Below are 16,881 nucleotides of genomic sequence, written 5' to 3' on the forward strand. Positions count from 1 at the left end.
CCTCTCCGGACAAGTGATTGATTCCATGAAGGATCGCGTTTTGCGTCTGGTTCATGACCGGCAAGGGTCGCAAGCGCCGGGCCAGTCCGCAGGCCGGCGATAGGCGCCGGGCAAGAGTCGCCGCAGCACGGCAAGTTTCGACCGAGGAGGGCAAACCCCGACCTCAGGTACACCGCATCAATATGGCGTATTTTCAACAGGTTGAACGCGAAATCGTCAGTGGCCCGCGATTTGCGCCGGGCAGTCCGAATGTTCCGGCGCAGCAGGCGCCCTCGTCACCCTCACGCCCATGGCGATAGATGTCCGCGCAAAGCCTGCTGTCCGTGATCGCGCCTGCCGCGCCGACGCTCCCCACCGGGGCGCCGGCCGTCGACGCGTCCGGGTTCGAAGGCATGCTCGCGGCCATGATGGGCGCCGAGCCGGTCGCTGAGGGCGAAACGCCGGCGCCGGCCAGCGACAAGTTCGCGGGCACGAAGGCCGCCGACGCCATCGCGTCGGGCTTCCTGGTCGCCCCCATCCTCATGCCCGCCCCGCCGCCCGTCGCGGCGCCAATCGTCGCCGCCCCCCAGGGCGAGACGCTCGCGACCGACACGATCGACTTCCCGTTCATCGCTGCGCCGACCGTGGAACAGCCGCCCGCCGCCGCGCAGGGCGATGTCGACGACGCCACGCCCGCTGAGGATCAATCCATCCTCGCGGACGCCGTGGTCGCAACCGACGTTCCGATCAAGACGGACGCGTCGCCCGCCCTCCCGACCACCGCCCCCGTGGCGGCGCCTGCGCCTGCACCGGCTCCGGTCGCAAAGGCCGAAACCCGCCCGGTAGAGCCGGCCCCCATGCCCGCGAAGCAGATGTCGACGAAGGTCGGCGACCAGCCGGCGACCCTGCCGCCTGCTCCGTCGGATCAAGCCGCCGCCGAAGCTCCGACGCCCGAGACCGCTCCCGCGAAGATCGCCGCTGCGCCCTCAGACATCTCCCGCACAGACGCGACGCGCGCCGAAGCCGCGAAACAAACCGTCGCCGCCCTGCCGGTCCAGGCTCCGACGCCGCAAGCAGCTCCGGCGCCCGCCGAAAAGGCCGCTCCTCCGGTCCCGCCGCAGGCGACGGCTCCGGTCGCTGCGGCCGCCACAGCGCCTGCCGATGACGTCGCTGTGGCCGCCGCCGCCGTTCAGACGACTGAAGCCGTAAAGGCCGCCGCGAAGTCTACGGCCGAAGAACCCGCCCCGGAGGCGCAGCCCGCGGCCACCCCGCTGCCGTCGCGCGCCGGCGCGCCGGCGCCGCAGACCGACCGGCCCACGAACGCTTCGCGCGGCAAGGCCGCCGCTTCGGACGACAACAGCGCGAAGGCGGCTCCGGCCGACGCCCGCCCTGTATCGACCGACCGGCCCGCGCCTGACGCATCGGCCGAACCGGTCACGCTGATCCGTGCGCCTGAGCCCGCCGCCGCCGCGCCGGTCGCCGCCATGCCGCAGGACGCCGCTCCGACCGACGCTCCGCCCCAGGGCGCAGCGCCCGAGCAGGCCAGCGTCGTCGTTGAGCACGGCCCCATCGACAAGCCCACGCTCTCGCAGCTCTCGCGCGTCGCGGTCGAGGCCACGGCCCAGATCGCCGCCCAGATCGTGCGTAAGCTCGAGGGCCGCTCGACCACCTTCGAAATGGCCCTCACGCCGGACGAGCTGGGACGCGTCGACGTCAAGCTGGACATCGACTCCGACGGCCGCCTGACCGCCCGTCTCGCCTTCGACAATCCGCTGGCCGCCACCGACCTGCGCGGCCGCGCCGAAGACCTGCGCCGCCAGCTTGAACAGGCCGGCTTCCAGCTCGCCGACAACGCGCTCGAATTCGCCGAGCGCGACAACTCCTCCAGCGCCTTCGACCGCGGCCATGACGGCCGCAATCAGGGCCGGGCGTTCGCCAACGCCTCCCGCGTGAACGCCGAGGCCGACGCCGCGCCGCCGGCTCGCTGGATTTCCCTCTCCCTTTCGCCCTCGGGCGTGGATCTGAAGGTCTGATCGATGGTCGACGCCGTCTCAACCAACCAGGCAGCCAACCGGATCAACGCCGGCGGCACGATGATGGCCTCGAATTTCGAGACCTTCCTCGCCCTGCTGACCGCCCAGCTGAAGAACCAGGACCCGCTGTCGCCGGTCGACTCCAACCAGTTCACGGCCCAGCTGACCCAGATGGCCGGCGTCGAGCAACAGCTGCTGACCAACGACCTGCTGACCAGCCTGCTGGCCGCCCAGCAAACCGGCGGCCTCGGCGAGGCGTCGACCTACATCGGCAAGGAAGCCACCGCCGCCTGGTCGGCCGTCAAGTTCGAGGACGGCAAGGCGACGTGGAGCTACGAACTGGCCGAGGACGCCAAGGAGGCCAAGCTCCAGGTCGTCGACAGCTCGGGCAAGGTCGTCTGGACGGGCAATGCGCCTGACCTGAAGAACGGCATTCATGACTTCAGCTGGGACGGCAAGACCACCGGCGGCGGTCAGGTGCCGGAAGGCGGCGTCTACACCCTGAAGATCGTCGCCAAGGACGCGGCGGCCGAGACCGTCGAAAGCCAGGTGCTGGTCCGCGGCGTCGTGACCGGCGTCGAGATGTACGACGGCCAGCCGTACCTCACGATCAAGAACTCCATCCTTCCGCTGTCGAGCGTGATCTCGCTCAACCAGCCGAAACCCGACTCCGACAACGACGACGCGCCGGTCACCCCCGCCGCGGCCGCCTGATCCCCATTAGACTCAAAGGACCCATGACATGAGCATCAACAGCGCAATGCAGGCCGGGGTCGCTGGACTCAGCGCCAACTCCGCCGCCCTCGCCGCCATCTCGCAGAACATCGCGAACGTGAACACCATCGGCTACAAGCGGGTTCAGGGCGAGTTCTCGACCGTGATGAACAGCCAGAGCAAGGGCTCGGGCTACGCCGCCGGCGGCGTCGCCGCCACCGCCCGTCACTTCATCAGCCAGGAAGGCCAGCTGGCCCGCACGACGTCGGCGACCGACCTCGGCATCAACGGCCAGGGCTTCTTCGTCGTCACCGAAAAGGCCGACAACCTCGCCCCGACGGACTCGCGCCTGTTCACCCGCGCGGGCGCCTTCACCAAGGACAACCAGGGCTACCTGAAGAACACCGCCGGCCTCTATCTGCAGGGCTGGCCGGTCGACTCCAACGGCGACATCCAGACCGACCCGTCGGACCTGAACCGCCTGCAGTCGATCAACATCGGCACCGTCGGCGGCACCGCCGAACCGACCACCCGCGTCCAGCTGAACGCCAACCTCTGGGACGGCCAACCCGTGTCGCCGTACATGGCTCCGGTCGTCAAGAAGGGCGTCGCCGACAGCGCGACCCCGGCGGTCCAGCACGACTACACCGTCGACTACACGCCGACCGGCACGCCGAACCAGTGGAACGTCACGGTCAAGGAGGGCGCGACCACCTTCACCGGCACGGTGACCTATGACGCCGCCGGCAATCTGACCGCCAGCACCCTGCCGGGCGGTTCGACGACCACCATGCAGATCGCCGCCGGTCCGCCGGCCGTGACCGTGGCGCTGTCCAACCTCGGCCTCGCCACCTCGGCGGACGCGAAGAACCGCTACGACCCGTCCACCAACTCGATGGCCATGTGGGATCCCGAGGCGGCCACGCCGATCGGCGTCAAACCGGACTTCGAACTGACGGTGCCGGTCTCGGACTCCAAGGGCGGCCAGCGCACGATCAGCATCTCGTTCCTGAAGAGCAACACGCCGAACGAATGGTACGCCGAAATCCGCGCCGTTCCCGCCAGCGACATTGAAACCGGCGCAGGCCTGGCCAACGGCCAGATGCGCACCGGCAAGCTGGCCTTCACCCAGGACGGCCGTCTCGACATCGCCAAGATGCAGGCCTGGCCCGCCGGCACCGGCCTGTTCGACGACCCGACCAACGCCACCCTGACCTTCGCCTCGTCGGACTCGGCCGCGCCGGGCGCGGGTGCGGTCAAATGGTCCAGCGGCCTCGGCATCGACGACCAGACCATCTCGTTCGACCTGAACACCTCGGCCGGCGGCCTCAGCCAGCTGAACACCCCCTCGGTCGTCCTCTCGACGATCACCAACGGCACGGCGTTCGGCAACCTCAGCGAGATCAAGATCGACGAGAAGGGCTTCGTCACCGCCATCTTCGACAACGGCGTCATGCGCCGCATCGCCCAGGTCGCCCTGGCCACCTTCCCGAGCCCGGACAGCCTGACCGAGGTCAGCGGCAACGCCTACCGCGTCAGCCAGGACAGCGGCACCTTCAACCTGAAGACCGCGGGCACGGGCGGCTCCGGCCTGATCAGCGCCGGGCAGCTGGAGTCCTCGACCGTCGACCTTTCGCAGGAGTTCACCGGCCTGATCACGACCCAGCGGGCCTACTCCGCCTCATCGAAGATCATCACCACCGCTGACGAGATGCTCGCCGAGCTGATCAGCATCAAACGCTGATATTAAGGTAACCGGCGGTTAGTCTCCATGAAGACTTCGTTGAATATTGGAGTGGTAGAGGGGGGGCATGTTATATTTTCCTTCACCACGACGCTTAAACGGCCCTTAGCGGCCCACCGCTACCATTCCAGGCTCAATGGTGGTGGTGAATGAGGCATAAGCCCATGTTGCAAGAGCGACGCCTTAATAGTCGAGGCGAACAGTATGTGGTCGGTCCTACGGGGACGCCCCTGACCCTGCACGATCTCCCGCCGGCCAATACGGACCGCTGGGTTATCCGTCGCAAGGCCGAGGTGGTGGCCGCCGTACGGGGCGGCCTGATCAGCCTCGAGGACGCCCTCGCCCGCTATCGTCTGACTGCGGAAGAGTTCGTCGCCTGGCAAAAGGCCATCGATAAATGGGGCATGCAGGGTCTGCGTACGACCCGCATCCAGCACTACCGGTCGTAACCCTTCCCCCCACGACCGAAATAGCGGCGGCCGCTCCTGGCGATGGGAGCGGCCGTTGTCGTTTTCAGACCATGCCTCGAAATCGCACGGCTTTCGCACTAGATAGCGCGCCATGACGGTCACCGAGCCCCTCTGCCCTATCCCGGACATCGCCCCCATGGCGTCGCAAGCCGACATGGATGCGGCGATCGAGGCCGCGCGCCTGGCGGTCGGCCTTCCGGTCGGATCGCGTGTCGTCGCGGCCATGTCGGGCGGCGTGGACTCCACCGTCGTCGCCGGCCTGCTGCACAAGGCGGGATATGACGTCGTCGGCGTGACGCTGCAGCTCTACGACCATGGCGCGGCGCTGAAGAAGAAGGGCGCCTGCTGCGCCGGTCAGGACATCCACGACGCGCGTCTGGCGGCCGAGACCCTCGGCATCCCGCACTACGTCCTCGACTACGAAAGCCGTTTCCGCGACGCCGTCATCGACCAGTTCGCCGACAGCTACCTGCGCGGCCAGACGCCGGTGCCGTGCATCCGCTGCAACCAGACGGTCAAATTCCGCGATCTGCTCGACGTCGCCCGCGACCTTGGCGCCGAAGCCATGGCCACCGGCCACTACGTCCGCCGCGCGGTCGTCGACGGCCGCACGCAGATGCGCAAGGCGATCGACCATTCGCGCGACCAGTCCTACTTCCTGTTCGCCACCACGCGTGAGCAGCTCGACTACCTGCGCTTCCCGCTGGCCGATCTGGAAAAGCCGCAGGTCCGCGGCGTCGCCCTTGAGCTCGGTCTGCGCATCGCCGCCAAGCCCGACAGCCAGGACATCTGCTTCGTCCCCAACGGCGACTACCGCACCCTGATCGACAAGCTTCGCCCGGAAGGCCGCACGGCCGGCGACATCGTGCACATGGACGGCCGCGTGCTCGGCGCCCACTCGGGCATCACCGACTACACCATCGGCCAACGCCGCGGCCTGAACGTCGCCGTGGGCGAGCCCCTGTTCGTCACGAAGCTGGATCCCGAGCGTCGCCACGTCATCGTCGGCCCGCGCGAGGCCCTGCTGACCGCGGCGCTCACGCTCGACGAAACCAACTGGCTGGGCGACGAACCCTCCATCGAGGCCGCCGCCGAAGCCGGCGCCCCGGTGCTGGCCCGCGTCCGCTCTACCCGTCCGCCCTCGCCCGCTCGCCTGTCCATCGTCGACGGCGCCGTCTCGGTCGCCTTCGCCACGGGCGAGGAAGGCGTCGCGCCCGGCCAGGCCTGCGCCCTCTACGACCCGGCCGATCCCGACCGCCTGCTGGGCGGCGGCTTCATCAAGACGACCACCGCCGTTGTCTGATCCCTCGGACGAAGCCCTGGCGCTCGCCACGCGCCGCGGTCTGCCGCCCGAAATGCTGTACCTGCGCGAGGAATATCCCCGCGACCGCTGGACCGCCCTGCCCGAGGTCGCGGCCTTCTGGCTCCAGATGCACGCCGGCTTCCGCGGTCATCAGGCGCATATGGACGGGCTGGTCAGCCAGTGGCGCGCCGGCGGCGACATCCGCGACCTGCACCGCCAGCTGATCCCCGCGCTCCAGTCCTTCCTCCAGCATCTCGACGGACATCACCGCATCGAAAGCGGCCAGTATTTCCCGATGATGCGGAAGATCGAGCCCCGGATCGGCGCCGGCATCGACCTGCTGGACCGCGACCACGACGTCATCCACGGCACGCTCGACACCCTGTTCCAGAGCGGCCTGGCCTTCCATCAGGCGATGTCGTCAAACGCCCCGGACGCCGCCGATAGGGCCGCCCGCCTTGCCGACACGCTCGACGCCGGCGCCCCGCAACTGCTTCGCCACCTCGAGGACGAGGAGGACATCGTCATCCCCCTGATCCATCTCCGGCGAGACCAGATCCGCTGATTTCGCGGAACGATGATTCATTAAAGACACGACAGACTGCATCCAAAATGGTGTCCTGCCCCCTCTGGTGATCACAACTCACGATCGAACCAAGGGGCTACCGATGCGATCCACCACCGCCTGCATGGCGTCTGCGCTCACTCTCGTCCTCGCCGCCTCGCTGGCCCCGGCCGCCGCCTGGGCCGAACCCGCGGGACAACCCGAGACCGCTGCTCCGGCCTTCCGCACCTACACCGCGGCCCAGTTCTTCGAGACCACCAGCTACGGCATGGCCAACCCGGCCGGTCTCGCCTTCTCGCCTGACGGCCGGTCGCTGCTGATCTCCTCGGACGCTTCGGGCGTGTTCAACGCCTACGCCCTGCCGGTCGACGGCGGCGCGCCGGTTCCGCTCAGCGCCTCGACAGGCTCCGCCACCTATGCCGCCACGTATTTCCCGACCGACGGCCGCATCCTGCTGACCGCCGACGGCGGCGGCGACGAGCTGACTCACATCTTCGTGCGCGAACTGGACGGCTCGGTCCGCGACCTGACCCCCGGCGACAAGGTGAAGGCCGACTTCATCGGCTTCAGCGGCGACGGCAAGACCTTCTGGGTCACCACCAACGCCCGCAACCCGGAGGTCTTCGACCTCTACGCCTATGACGCCGCCACCTACGACAGCCGGATGATCTTCGAGAACCCGGGCATGTTCATCTCGGCGGTCTCGCCGGACGGCCGCTGGGTCGCTCTGGGCAAGCCGATCACCAGCGCCAACTCCGACGTCTACCTCGCGGACCTGCAGTCGGGCGGCGCGCCGGTCCTGATCACCGAACACACCGGCGACGTGGCCTTCGACGTCTACGACTTCACGCGCGACAGCAAATCCCTCGTCCTCGCCACCGACCAGCATGGCGAATGGAACCAGGCCTGGAGCCGCGATCTGGCGACCGGCGCGACCACGCCGCTCATCCAGGCCGACTGGGACGTCTCCTACGTCAGCTATTCGCCGTCGGGCCGTTACCGCGTTTCGGCCCTGAACGCCGACGCCTCGACGCAGCTGACCATTCTCGACCAGACCACAGGCCAGCCTGTCCGCCTCACCGGCCTGCCCGACGGCGACATCGGCGGCGTCCGCTTCAGCGCCGATGAAAGCCGCATGGCCTTCACCCTGGCCTCGGACACCTCGCCCAGCGACGTCTTCGTCGCCGACCTGTCCACCGGCACCGCCCGCCGACTGACCACCGCCCTGAACCCGGACATCTCGGAGTCCGACCTGGTCGAGGCCACCATCGTCCGCTACCCGGGCGAAGGCGGCGTCATGGTGCCGGCCGTGCTCTACCGGGCGAAGAACGCCACCGCCGCCAACCCCGGCCCGGCCGTCGTCCTCGTCCACGGCGGTCCCGGCGGCCAGAGCCGGCGCGGCTATTCCGCCATGATCCAGCACCTGGTGAACCACGGCTACACCGTGCTGGCCGCCAACAACCGGGGCTCGTCCGGCTACGGCAAGACCTTCTTCCACATGGACGACAAGGCCCATGGGGAGGCCGATCTGCGGGACATCGTCGCCGGCGGCGAATGGCTGCGCCGGCAGGATTGGGTCGCCGACGACCAGGTCGCCGTCATGGGCGGCTCCTACGGCGGCTACATGACCGCCGCCGCCCTCGCCTTCCATCCGGAAGCTTTCGAGGCCGGGGTCAACATCTTCGGCGTCACCAACTGGGTCCGCACCCTGGAGTCGATCCCGCCGTGGTGGGGCGCCCAGCGCGACGCCCTGTTCGACGAAATGGGCGATCCGGCCACCGACGCCGAGCGTCATCGCCGCATCTCGCCGCTGTTCCACGCCTCGAACATCCAGCGCCCCATGCTGGTCGTGCAGGGCGCCAACGACCCGCGCGTGCTGCAGGTCGAAAGCGACGAACTGGTCGCCGCCGTCCGCGCCAACAACGTGCCGGTCGAATACGTCCTCTTCCCCGACGAGGGCCACGGCTTCCAGCGCCGCGACAACCGCATCACCGCCCAGGAGGCCTACCTCAGCTTCCTCGACAAATACGTGCGGGACTAGAACTCGGATCGGGAGGGGGCTGGTGTTCCGGCGAAGCTTCGCGTATCAGCGCCCTCCCGAAAACGAGACGACCATGTTCGCCCACTACGCCACCACCTCGCTGCCCATGCAGCTCGACCGCCAGACGGTCGAGGGCAAAGGCGCATGCGCGGAGGGTGTCTAGAGAAACGACAGGGCCAGATCGGCTTCGGTTTTCAAGCAACCCCTCCCGCCACCGGCCGGAGGGGTTTCTTGTATCCGCAAGAGGCTCTCCCGCCGGTCCGGAAGGATCAGAAGGAAAGGAGAGACCCATGCGTGATTTCGACGTGATCGAAAGCCCGGGCGTGCCCATCAAGGCATGGACCCGGGGCGTGCCCATCGAGGACGCCGCGCTCAAGCAGCTGAAGAACGTCGCCTCGCTGCCGTTCATCCACAAACACGTGGCGGTCATGCCGGACGTGCACTGGGGGATGGGCGCGACCGTGGGGTCCGTGATCCCGACCGTGGGGGCCATCATCCCGGCCGCCGTGGGCGTGGACATCGGCTGCGGCATGATGGCGGTGCGGACCTCGATCCGCGCCGAGCATCTCCCGGACGACCTGTCGGGCATCCGTTCCGCCATCGAGGCGGCCGTTCCGCACGGCCGCACCGACAACGGCGGGCGCAACGACAAGGGCGCCTGGGCCGACGAGCCCCCGGCTTCGGCGGTCACCCGCTGGGCCGACCTCAAGGCCGGCTACGACGCCGTGGTGGAAAAGCACCCCAAGGCGGCGCACCCGCGCGGCTTCGGCCACCTGGGCACGCTCGGCACGGGCAACCACTTCATCGAGCTCTGCCTCGATGAGGCGGGGGACGTGTGGGTGATGCTGCACTCCGGCTCTCGGGGCGTGGGCAACCGCTTCGGGTCCTACTTCATCGAGCGGGCCAAGCATGAAGCCCGGCGCTGGTTCCTGAACCTTCCGGATCAGGACCTCGCCTACTTCCCGGAAGGGTCGGAAGGCTTCATCGACTACGTCCGCGCGGTGTCCTGGGCCCAGAAGTACGCCCGGGCCAACCGCGAGGTGATGATGGACAGTGTCCTGAACGTGCTCCGCGCGTTCTGGCCGGATCTGGAGACGACGCAGGAGGCGGTGAACTGCCACCACAACTACGTCTCCAAGGAGCGCCACTTCGGCAAGGACGTGTTCCTGACCCGGAAGGGCGCGGTGTCGGCCAAGCTGGACGAACTGGGCATCATCCCCGGCTCGATGGGGGCCAAGTCCTTCATCGTGCGCGGCAAGGGCAATGCGGAAAGCTTCTGCACCTGCTCTCACGGCGCCGGTCGGGCCATGAGCCGGACCGAGGCCAAGCGCCGCTTCACGGTGGAAGACCACGTCCGCGCCACCGCAGGCGTCGAGTGCCGCAAGGACGCCGAGGTGATCGACGAAACGCCGATGGCCTACAAGGACATCGACGCGGTCATCGCGGCGCAGGCCGAACTGATCGAGGTGGTTCACACCCTGCGTCAGGTGGTGTGCGTCAAGGGATGACGGGAGCCGGTCGTGCAGCGATGCGCGGCCGGCTTTCGTCGTTCAGACGCCCCGCGTCGGGACCAGTTTCCGTCGCTGCCTGACCAGGGCCAGGGGCGTGCCGTCGGGCGCCCAGGCGACGCCATCCTCGACCGCCCATCCGCCGCCGACGTCGCGGCTCTTGAAGTGGAAATAGGCCCAGCCTTCGGGCGACACCTCCGGCGTCAGGTCCGCCAGCAGATCGGCGCGCAGATCGACGCTGGCCGAAATCGCCGGCGGCGCCGGCAGCGCCGTCCAGTAGGTCGGATACAGGCCGTCCAGCAGGAACAGCAGCCGCATCTCGTCCAGCGGCGCCCCGTCCGCCGTCCGCATCCAGCAGCCCAGCTCCGGCGACTTGCCGGCGTTCTCCCCGAACAGCTTGGGACCGTCGACGAAGCGATGCTCGATATAGCGGGTGAACCAGGGCCCGACCCGCGGATCCAGCGGCGACGGCTCCAGCGTCTCCAGCGGCTTCGGCGCGACGTCCAGCGGCTTCAGCGTCGGCCCGTCGACGTCCCGGCCGAAGGTCGCCAGCGCCTGCACCGCCATCCGCTCGCCCTGCCCGCCCAGCACGCTGGCGTAGGACACGTTGCGTCCGCCTCGCGTCATCGTCGGGGTGAAGGTCGCCGCCTCGAACCGCGCCGCGGCGAGGTACTGCACGGTCAGGGTCTGCAGCGGCGTCTCGATCCCCAGCCCGCGTCGCGCCGCGCCGGCGGCCAGCGCCGCCATCAGCCCGCCGAACGGTGCGCCCTTCGCCGGGTCCACGGCCTGCGGCGCGTTGGAGAAATCGCCGCTCAACTGCGCGATCAGGCTCCCGGCCCCGTCATCGGTGAGCGTCAGGGCCTCGGCGAGCGTCTGGTGTGTCATGCGGTCGAACTATCTTGAACGAAAGGCGGGCGGAAGACGCCAGGTCCTCCGCCCGAAGTCGCGGGATCGGGATGCGCCGCGGGGGGCCTTGGCGCGTCCGTATCGAAACAAGACTGACCTAGTCCGTTCAGATTGGCAACCCTCTTGCCAAACGGCTTACGCGGCGTCACCTTTGCGTCATGGGACGCACCGCCGACTATTCTCGCCAGAGCTGTTCGATCGCCGCGACGCTTGAGGTCATCGGCGATCCGTGGACGCTGCTGGTCATCCGCGACGCCTTCAACGGCGTCAGCCGCTTCGAGCAGTGGCAGGAGAACCTCGGCGTCGCCCGCAACGTGTTGGCCGCCCGCCTGAAGAGCCTCGTCCAGCACGGCGTGCTGGAGCCGCGCCTCTATTCCGAGCGCCCGCCGCGCAACGAATACGTCCTCACCGCCAAGGGCAAGGACCTGTACGGCGTGCTGGTCACCCTGCACGGCTGGGGCGCCAAGCACGTCTATGGCGACGCAGATTCCGGCATCGCCATGATCCACAAGACCTGCGGCCACGATCTCTCGCCGCGCATCGCCTGCGGCCATTGCAACGAGATCGTCAAACCGCGCGACATCCTGCTGACCCGCGCCGAGAACCGCCCGACCGTCGGCGACATGATGCCCCGCGAGCGCGCGGACGAGGAAGCCGCCTGAGCGTGTCGGCCCCCGTGACCCTGATCGGCAGCCCGGTCTCTCCGTACGTCCGCAAGGTGCTGGCCGTCTGTGCGGTCAAGGGCGTCGAGGTCGTGCTCGACCCCATCACCCCCTTCATGGGCGACGACGATTTCGCGAAGCTCAGCCCGCTGCGCCGCATCCCGGTGTGGATCGAGGGCGACCTGACGCTCTGCGACTCCAGCGTCATCGTCCAGTACATCGAGGAAACCCGCTCCGGCCCGTCCCTGTGGCCGGCCGATCCGGCGCTGCGAGCCAAGGCGCGCTTCATCGAGGAGTTCGCCGACACGCGTCTGTTCGACGTGCTCGGCTGGAAGCTGTTCTTTCAGCTGGCCCTCAAGCCCCGCTTCTTCGGCGGCGAAGCCGATCAGGCCCTGGTGGAGCAGGCCCGCGACACCGACCTGCCGGCCATCCTCGACTATCTGGAAAGCATCACGCCCGAGACCGGCTTCCTGTTCGGCGACCTGTCCATCGCCGACCTCAGTCTCGCGCCGGCCTTCCTCAACGCCCACGTCGTCCAGGTCGACGTCGATCCGGCCCGCTGGCCGCGCGTCGCCGCCTGGCTGGAGCGCGTCACAACGGAGACGCCGCTGGGCGCGCTCAACAAGATGGCCCGCACGCTCATGCGCACGCCGATCGAACACCACCGCGAGCGCCTGCCCCAGTTCGGCTTCGCCGCCGCCCCCCGCAGCTGGATGGGCGACGCCCCCCGCCGCGGCCCGATGACGCCGAACTAGGCTTTCGCCGGCCGGTCGGCAGGTTCACCCTCCCCCCATGCCCGACTCAATCCACCGCTGCGCCTGGTGCGGGACCGATCCCCTCTACGTCGCCTATCACGACGAGGAATGGGGCGTGCCCGAGTACGACGCCCGCGCCCTGTGGGAGAAGCTGGTGCTCGACGGCTTCCAGGCCGGACTGGCGTGGATCACCATCCTGCGGAAGCGCGAGGGCATGCGCGACGCTTTCGACGGCTTCGATCCGGAGAAGGTCGCCGCCTACGGCGAGGCCGACATCGAGCGCCTGCTCGGCGACGCCCGCATCATCCGCTCGCGCGCCAAGATCAACGCCGCCATCAAGGGCGCCAGGATCTGGCTGGAGATGTGCGACAACGGCGAGGACTTCTCCGGATGGCTCTGGTCCTTCGTCGGCGGCCGGCCGATCCAGAACAGCTGGGCCGACAGCGCCGCCCGGCCCGTCGCCACCCCGGAATCCGAAGCCATGGCGAAGGCGCTGAAGAAGCGCGGCTTCACCTTCTGCGGCCCGGTGATCGTCTACGCCTTCATGCAGGCTGTGGGCATGGTCAACGATCACGGCGTCGAGTGCTTCCGCCATCGTCAGGTTCGTGCGATGGGCCGCCCGTGAAGTCCGCGCCCGCCAAATCGCCGAAGATCGTCCGCGTCATCCCCACCCTGACGCTCGAGACGCTGCTGATCCAGAGCAGCGGCGGTCCCGTGTGCGGCGTCGACGAGGCAGGCCGGGGCCCCTGGGCCGGTCCGGTGTCCGCCGCCGCGGTCATCCTCAATCCCGACGACCTTCCGGCCGGCATCGACGACTCCAAGGCCCTGACCGAGAAGCGCCGCGCGGCGCTGGAGCCCGAGATCAAGGCGCGGGCCCTGGCCTGGGGCGTCGGCTTCGCCTCGGTCGACGAGATCGCTGAGCTCAACATCCTGCACGCCACGGGCCTGGCCATGTGCCGCGCCATCGAGGCGCTGACCGTCCAGCCGGTCGCCGCCCTGGTCGACGGCAACTACCGCTTCAAACTGCCCTGCGACGTGCAGACCGTGGTCGGCGGAGACGGCCTGTCGCTGTCCATCGCCGCGGCCTCCATCCTCGCCAAGACCGCGCGCGACCGCCTGATGGTCGAGATGGACGCCCGCTACCCCGGCTACGGCTTCGCCAGTCACAAGGGCTACAACGCCCCCATCCACCAGCAGGCGCTGCAAACCCTCGGCCCCTGCCCGGAACATCGCCGCGGCTGGGCCCCGATCAAGGCCTTGCTGGAAGCCTGACGTCAGATGTGCAGGGCGCCGCCCAGCATCGCGCCCATCAGCGCCGCGGCGACCGCGCCGCCTGCCACGACCAGCCATGCCGGTACGGCCTTCATCACCTCGCCGACGGTCGGCTCACGCGACGGGGCGTCGTTCGCCACGGTGTTCTCGAAGCGATGCGCCGACGGCGCCTTCCAGGCCACGCCGCTGAAGCTGTCGGCCGCCCGGGCGTAGGCCCGGTAGCCTTCCAGCCGCTGGCCGGGGGTGCTGCTCAGGTATTCCATGAGCGGCGTAACGGACGACGACTCCCGCCGTTCCGTACGGTTCCGCTCAGGCCGCGTCGGCCAGATCGATGCGTTGCTCGCCGACCACGAACAGGTACTCCACGTTCCTCAGCCGGCCGACCGCGCCGACCTTCTCGCCCTTCGGATTGTGGATACCGATCCGCGCCCCGACGTAGCGCGGCCGGTGGATCTCGATCACCTGCACCTCGCCGCGCGCCGACAGCATCTCGACCAGCTGCTCGCGGCTCAGATAGCCCTCGTCGTTGAACGACACGACCAGGTTGGGCGCCTTCACCCCCTCGATCACGGCCTTCAGCGCCGGGCCGATGCCTGGGCGGCTGTTGAAGGCGCTCTTTCGGGTCTTCACGTCGATCCGCTTGTTGGCGATCCCGTAGGTCTCGGGCCGATCCCACAGCACCAGGCTTTCCCAGCAGTGGTAGTTTCCGAGATAGGAATGCTGGTTGTACGGCGGGTCCAGATAGACCAGGTCGGCCTCGACCTGCGGGGCCAGTTCGACCGCGTCCGCATGCGTCGCCTTGCACGCCCCCGCCGCCACGCCCGGCAGCACGTCCGGCATCCGCAGCTCCAGCGGCTTCAGCGCCCGCGGGGCCCAGGACTTCATGTAGGCCATCTGCAGGCCGGCGGTGGAATCCACCCGGTCCGCCGCCTCCATCAGACTGACCAGGGCGATCGCCTCCAGTTCAGGCTCCAGCGCCATCGCCGCGATCCGCTCGCGCATGGCGTCGATCACCGCGCCGTTGTCCGGATGGAAGAACCGCGCGTCCTCGCAGAAGGCCTTGGTGAACCACCCGGCCTCAGGCTTCACCGCCCGCAGCTCGGTCAGCACCGCTTCCGCCCGCTCCAGCCAGCGTTCGCGGTCGGCCTGCACATAGGCCGTGGCCAGCACATGGGCGTAGGCGTTGTGATCGTTCGACCAGACGCGGAAGCCCTGCTTCTTCAGGGCATGCCCGACCCGCGCGCTGCCCGAAAACAGGTCGCACACCGTCCCGCCTTCCGGCAGGGCGGCCGAGATCGTCGTAGCGATCTGCGCCAGCAGCGCGCGCTTCGATCCGATGTATTTGATCATCGCGTCGGCATCCTTCCCCCCTTGCGGGGGAAGGGGACGCTATTTGCGCCCCTTCTTCGCCGGAGCATGGGCCAAGCGAAGCAGATTCGCAGCCCCCGGCGCCCCGAACGGGGTCCCCGCCAGGATCAGGATGCGCTGGCCGGGCTCGGCCAGGCCGTTGTCCATCGCCGCATTGATGGCGTCCTCGGTGACGTCCTCCAACGAGGCGGGCTCCTTGCCCAGCCGCGACTCCAGTCCCCAGACCAGCGCCAGACGCCGCGCCGTGTCCGGATTGGGCGTCAGCGCCAGCACCGGCTGCAGCGGCCGCTCGCGCGCCATCCGCCGGGCCGTCCCGCCCAGGGTCGTGAACACCACGATACAGGCCGTCGACTGCGCCTCGCCCGCCTTGCGCGCCGCCGCCACCAGGGCGTCCACATCGTGCTCGTCCATGCCGGCGTGCTCAGCGTCCATCAGGCCCGGCCACAGCGGATCGCGTTCGACCCGCTCGATGATCCGGCTCATGACCGACACGGCCTCCAGCGGATAGTCGCCCGACGCCGTCTCGGCCGACAGCATCAGGGCGTCCGCGCCCTCATAGGCGGCGTTGGCCACGTCCGACGCCTCGGCCCGCGTCGGGGCCGGCGAGGCCGTCATCGACTCCAGCATCTGCGTCGCCACGATCACCGGCACGCCGCGGCGGCGGGCGGCGCGAATGATCTGCTTCTGCGCGACCGGCACCTCTTCGGGATCCAGCTCCACGCCCAGATCGCCGCGCGCCACCATCACGCCGTCGCAGTAGTCGAGGATGCTCTCCAGCTCGGCCAGCGCCTGCGGCTTCTCGATCTTGGCCAGGCAGGCCGCCTGCCCTTTCACGATCTGCTTCAGCTCGGCCATGTCCTCGGCCTTCTGGACGAAGCTCAGCGCCACCCAGTCGACGCCGATGCGCAGGGCGAAGGCCAGGTCCTCGCGGTCCTTCGGCGTCAGGGCCGAGACCGGGATCACCGCCTCCGGCACCGCAACGCCCTTGCGGTCGGACAGCTTCGTGCCGCTCTCGACCGTCACGTCGGCCCATTCGTCGGTCCGCTCGCCGACGCGCAGCCGCACGCGGCCGTCGTCCAGCAGCAGCAGCATGCCGGTGCGCAGCGCCTTGAAGATTTCCGGATGCGGCATCTGCACCCGCGTCTCGTCGCCCGGCGTCGGGTCCAGGTCGAAGCGCATCTTGTGGCCCGGGGCCACGTCGATGCCGACGTCCTTGAACTTGCCCAGCCGCAGCTTCGGCCCCTGCAGGTCGGCCAGCACGCCCAGCGGACGCTTCAGCGCCAGTTCCGCGCCGCGCACGGCCTTCAGCGCCGCCGCGTGATCTTCATGCGAGCCGTGGCTGAAGTTCAGACGGAAGACGTCCACCCCGGCCTGTGCGAGGGCCTTCACCGTGCCGGGCGCCCGGCTGGCGGGCCCCAGGGTCGCGACGATGCGCGCGCGCCGGGCTCTGTTCATGGGGTCTCGTGGCCTTTCAGGGTGCTTTGACCCCTTGTGCCAACGAAACGCTGGAGGAGTAAGGCCGCTCCCGTCCTCGAAACACGAAGTTATGGGGAGTTTTTGC

16 protein-coding genes are annotated in these 16,881 nt (G+C 69.0%); 12 read left to right on the forward strand and 4 right to left on the reverse strand.

Annotated elements, in window-relative coordinates; translation table 11 throughout:
* Window positions 1-299: 299 nt before the first annotated feature.
* The 8 genes from GGR12_RS16630 (at window position 300) to GGR12_RS12685 (ending at window position 10,357) form a co-directional block, all read left to right on the forward strand.
* Window positions 300-2,012: a flagellar hook-length control protein FliK gene (locus tag GGR12_RS16630; RefSeq protein ID WP_246328866.1), complete on the forward strand. Its 1,713-nt coding sequence runs from the start codon at window positions 300-302 to the stop codon at window positions 2,010-2,012.
* Window positions 2,013-2,015: 3 nt separating this feature from the next.
* Window positions 2,016-2,726 (forward strand): flagellar hook assembly protein FlgD, encoded by a 711-nt coding sequence (locus GGR12_RS12655; RefSeq protein WP_183204739.1) that lies wholly within the window; start codon window positions 2,016-2,018, stop codon window positions 2,724-2,726.
* A gap of 28 nt (window positions 2,727-2,754) precedes the next feature.
* Window positions 2,755-4,470, forward strand: coding sequence for a flagellar hook protein FlgE (gene flgE / locus GGR12_RS12660; RefSeq protein ID WP_183204740.1), 1,716 nt, complete (start codon window positions 2,755-2,757; stop codon window positions 4,468-4,470).
* Between the two features lie 164 nt (window positions 4,471-4,634).
* Window positions 4,635-4,919, forward strand: a complete 285-nt coding sequence (gene sciP / locus GGR12_RS12665; protein WP_183204741.1) for a CtrA inhibitor SciP — start codon at window positions 4,635-4,637, stop codon at window positions 4,917-4,919.
* A gap of 157 nt (window positions 4,920-5,076) precedes the next feature.
* Window positions 5,077-6,243 (forward strand): tRNA 2-thiouridine(34) synthase MnmA, encoded by a 1,167-nt coding sequence (mnmA, locus tag GGR12_RS12670; protein ID WP_246328867.1) that lies wholly within the window; start codon window positions 5,077-5,079, stop codon window positions 6,241-6,243.
* Window positions 6,236-6,808 (forward strand): hemerythrin domain-containing protein, encoded by a 573-nt coding sequence (locus tag GGR12_RS12675; protein WP_221212324.1) that lies wholly within the window; start codon window positions 6,236-6,238, stop codon window positions 6,806-6,808. The genes mnmA and GGR12_RS12675 overlap by 8 nt, the downstream gene beginning before the upstream one ends.
* Window positions 6,809-6,911: 103 nt before the next feature.
* Complete coding sequence (locus GGR12_RS12680) at window positions 6,912-8,849, forward strand: S9 family peptidase (protein ID WP_183204743.1); 1,938 nt, start codon at window positions 6,912-6,914, stop codon at window positions 8,847-8,849.
* A 290-nt stretch (window positions 8,850-9,139) separates the two neighbouring features.
* Window positions 9,140-10,357: an RtcB family protein gene (locus tag GGR12_RS12685; protein WP_183204744.1), complete on the forward strand. Its 1,218-nt coding sequence runs from the start codon at window positions 9,140-9,142 to the stop codon at window positions 10,355-10,357.
* Window positions 10,358-10,399: 42 nt separating this feature from the next.
* Here GGR12_RS12685 and GGR12_RS12690 read toward each other — a convergent pair whose 3' ends face one another.
* Window positions 10,400-11,242 (reverse strand): thioesterase family protein, encoded by an 843-nt coding sequence (locus tag GGR12_RS12690; RefSeq protein WP_183204745.1) that lies wholly within the window; start codon window positions 11,240-11,242, stop codon window positions 10,400-10,402.
* Between the two features lie 179 nt (window positions 11,243-11,421).
* On the opposite strand from GGR12_RS12690, the gene GGR12_RS12695 reads away from it, so the two are divergent.
* The 4 genes from GGR12_RS12695 to GGR12_RS12710 are packed head-to-tail and all read left to right on the forward strand — an operon-like array spanning window position 11,422 to window position 13,952.
* Window positions 11,422-11,925 carry a winged helix-turn-helix transcriptional regulator gene (locus tag GGR12_RS12695; RefSeq protein WP_183204746.1) on the forward strand — a complete coding sequence of 168 codons (504 nt, stop codon included), beginning with the start codon at window positions 11,422-11,424 and terminating at the stop codon, window positions 11,923-11,925.
* A gap of 2 nt (window positions 11,926-11,927) precedes the next feature.
* Window positions 11,928-12,680 (forward strand): glutathione S-transferase N-terminal domain-containing protein, encoded by a 753-nt coding sequence (locus GGR12_RS12700; RefSeq protein ID WP_183204747.1) that lies wholly within the window; start codon window positions 11,928-11,930, stop codon window positions 12,678-12,680.
* A 37-nt stretch (window positions 12,681-12,717) separates the two neighbouring features.
* Window positions 12,718-13,305 (forward strand): DNA-3-methyladenine glycosylase I, encoded by a 588-nt coding sequence (locus tag GGR12_RS12705; RefSeq protein ID WP_183204748.1) that lies wholly within the window; start codon window positions 12,718-12,720, stop codon window positions 13,303-13,305.
* 26 nt (window positions 13,306-13,331) lie between these two features.
* Window positions 13,332-13,952 (forward strand): ribonuclease HII, encoded by a 621-nt coding sequence (locus tag GGR12_RS12710; protein ID WP_425486223.1) that lies wholly within the window; start codon window positions 13,332-13,334, stop codon window positions 13,950-13,952.
* A gap of 2 nt (window positions 13,953-13,954) precedes the next feature.
* On the opposite strand, the gene GGR12_RS12715 is transcribed toward GGR12_RS12710, so the two are convergent.
* From GGR12_RS12715 to pyk, 3 genes are read right to left on the reverse strand one after another with little or no spacing between them, the layout of a single operon-like run.
* Window positions 13,955-14,215 (reverse strand): hypothetical protein, encoded by a 261-nt coding sequence (locus tag GGR12_RS12715; RefSeq protein ID WP_183204749.1) that lies wholly within the window; start codon window positions 14,213-14,215, stop codon window positions 13,955-13,957.
* Window positions 14,216-14,261: 46 nt separating this feature from the next.
* Window positions 14,262-15,302: a DNA adenine methylase gene (locus GGR12_RS12720; protein ID WP_183204750.1), complete on the reverse strand. Its 1,041-nt coding sequence runs from the start codon at window positions 15,300-15,302 to the stop codon at window positions 14,262-14,264.
* Window positions 15,303-15,341: 39 nt separating this feature from the next.
* The gene (pyk, locus tag GGR12_RS12725; protein WP_183204751.1) at window positions 15,342-16,775 is read right to left on the reverse strand and encodes a pyruvate kinase; all 1,434 of its coding nucleotides are present in this window, start codon (window positions 16,773-16,775) and stop codon (window positions 15,342-15,344) included.
* Window positions 16,776-16,881 lie beyond the last annotated feature (106 nt).

This window comes from Brevundimonas lenta (assembly GCF_014196335.1).
GTDB classification, from domain to species: domain Bacteria; phylum Pseudomonadota; class Alphaproteobacteria; order Caulobacterales; family Caulobacteraceae; genus Brevundimonas; species Brevundimonas lenta.

Bases quoted from the DNA above. Each gene is read 5' to 3' on its own strand.
- GGR12_RS16630 (WP_246328866.1), top strand. From the start codon at position 300: ATGTCCGCGCAAAGCCTGCTGTCCGTGATCGCGCCTGCCGCGCCGACG.
- GGR12_RS12655 (WP_183204739.1), top strand. From the start codon at position 2,016: ATGGTCGACGCCGTCTCAACCAACCAGGCAGCCAACCGGATCAACGCC.
- flgE (WP_183204740.1), top strand. From the start codon at position 2,755: ATGAGCATCAACAGCGCAATGCAGGCCGGGGTCGCTGGACTCAGCGCC.
- sciP (WP_183204741.1), top strand. From the start codon at position 4,635: ATGTTGCAAGAGCGACGCCTTAATAGTCGAGGCGAACAGTATGTGGTC.
- mnmA (WP_246328867.1), top strand. From the start codon at position 5,077: ATGGCGTCGCAAGCCGACATGGATGCGGCGATCGAGGCCGCGCGCCTG.
- GGR12_RS12680 (WP_183204743.1), top strand. From the start codon at position 6,912: ATGCGATCCACCACCGCCTGCATGGCGTCTGCGCTCACTCTCGTCCTC.
- GGR12_RS12685 (WP_183204744.1), top strand. From the start codon at position 9,140: ATGCGTGATTTCGACGTGATCGAAAGCCCGGGCGTGCCCATCAAGGCA.
- GGR12_RS12690 (WP_183204745.1), bottom strand. From the start codon at position 11,242: ATGACACACCAGACGCTCGCCGAGGCCCTGACGCTCACCGATGACGGG.
- GGR12_RS12695 (WP_183204746.1), top strand. From the start codon at position 11,422: ATGGGACGCACCGCCGACTATTCTCGCCAGAGCTGTTCGATCGCCGCG.
- GGR12_RS12705 (WP_183204748.1), top strand. From the start codon at position 12,718: ATGCCCGACTCAATCCACCGCTGCGCCTGGTGCGGGACCGATCCCCTC.
- GGR12_RS12715 (WP_183204749.1), bottom strand. From the start codon at position 14,215: ATGGAATACCTGAGCAGCACCCCCGGCCAGCGGCTGGAAGGCTACCGG.
- GGR12_RS12720 (WP_183204750.1), bottom strand. From the start codon at position 15,302: ATGATCAAATACATCGGATCGAAGCGCGCGCTGCTGGCGCAGATCGCT.
- pyk (WP_183204751.1), bottom strand. From the start codon at position 16,775: ATGAACAGAGCCCGGCGCGCGCGCATCGTCGCGACCCTGGGGCCCGCC.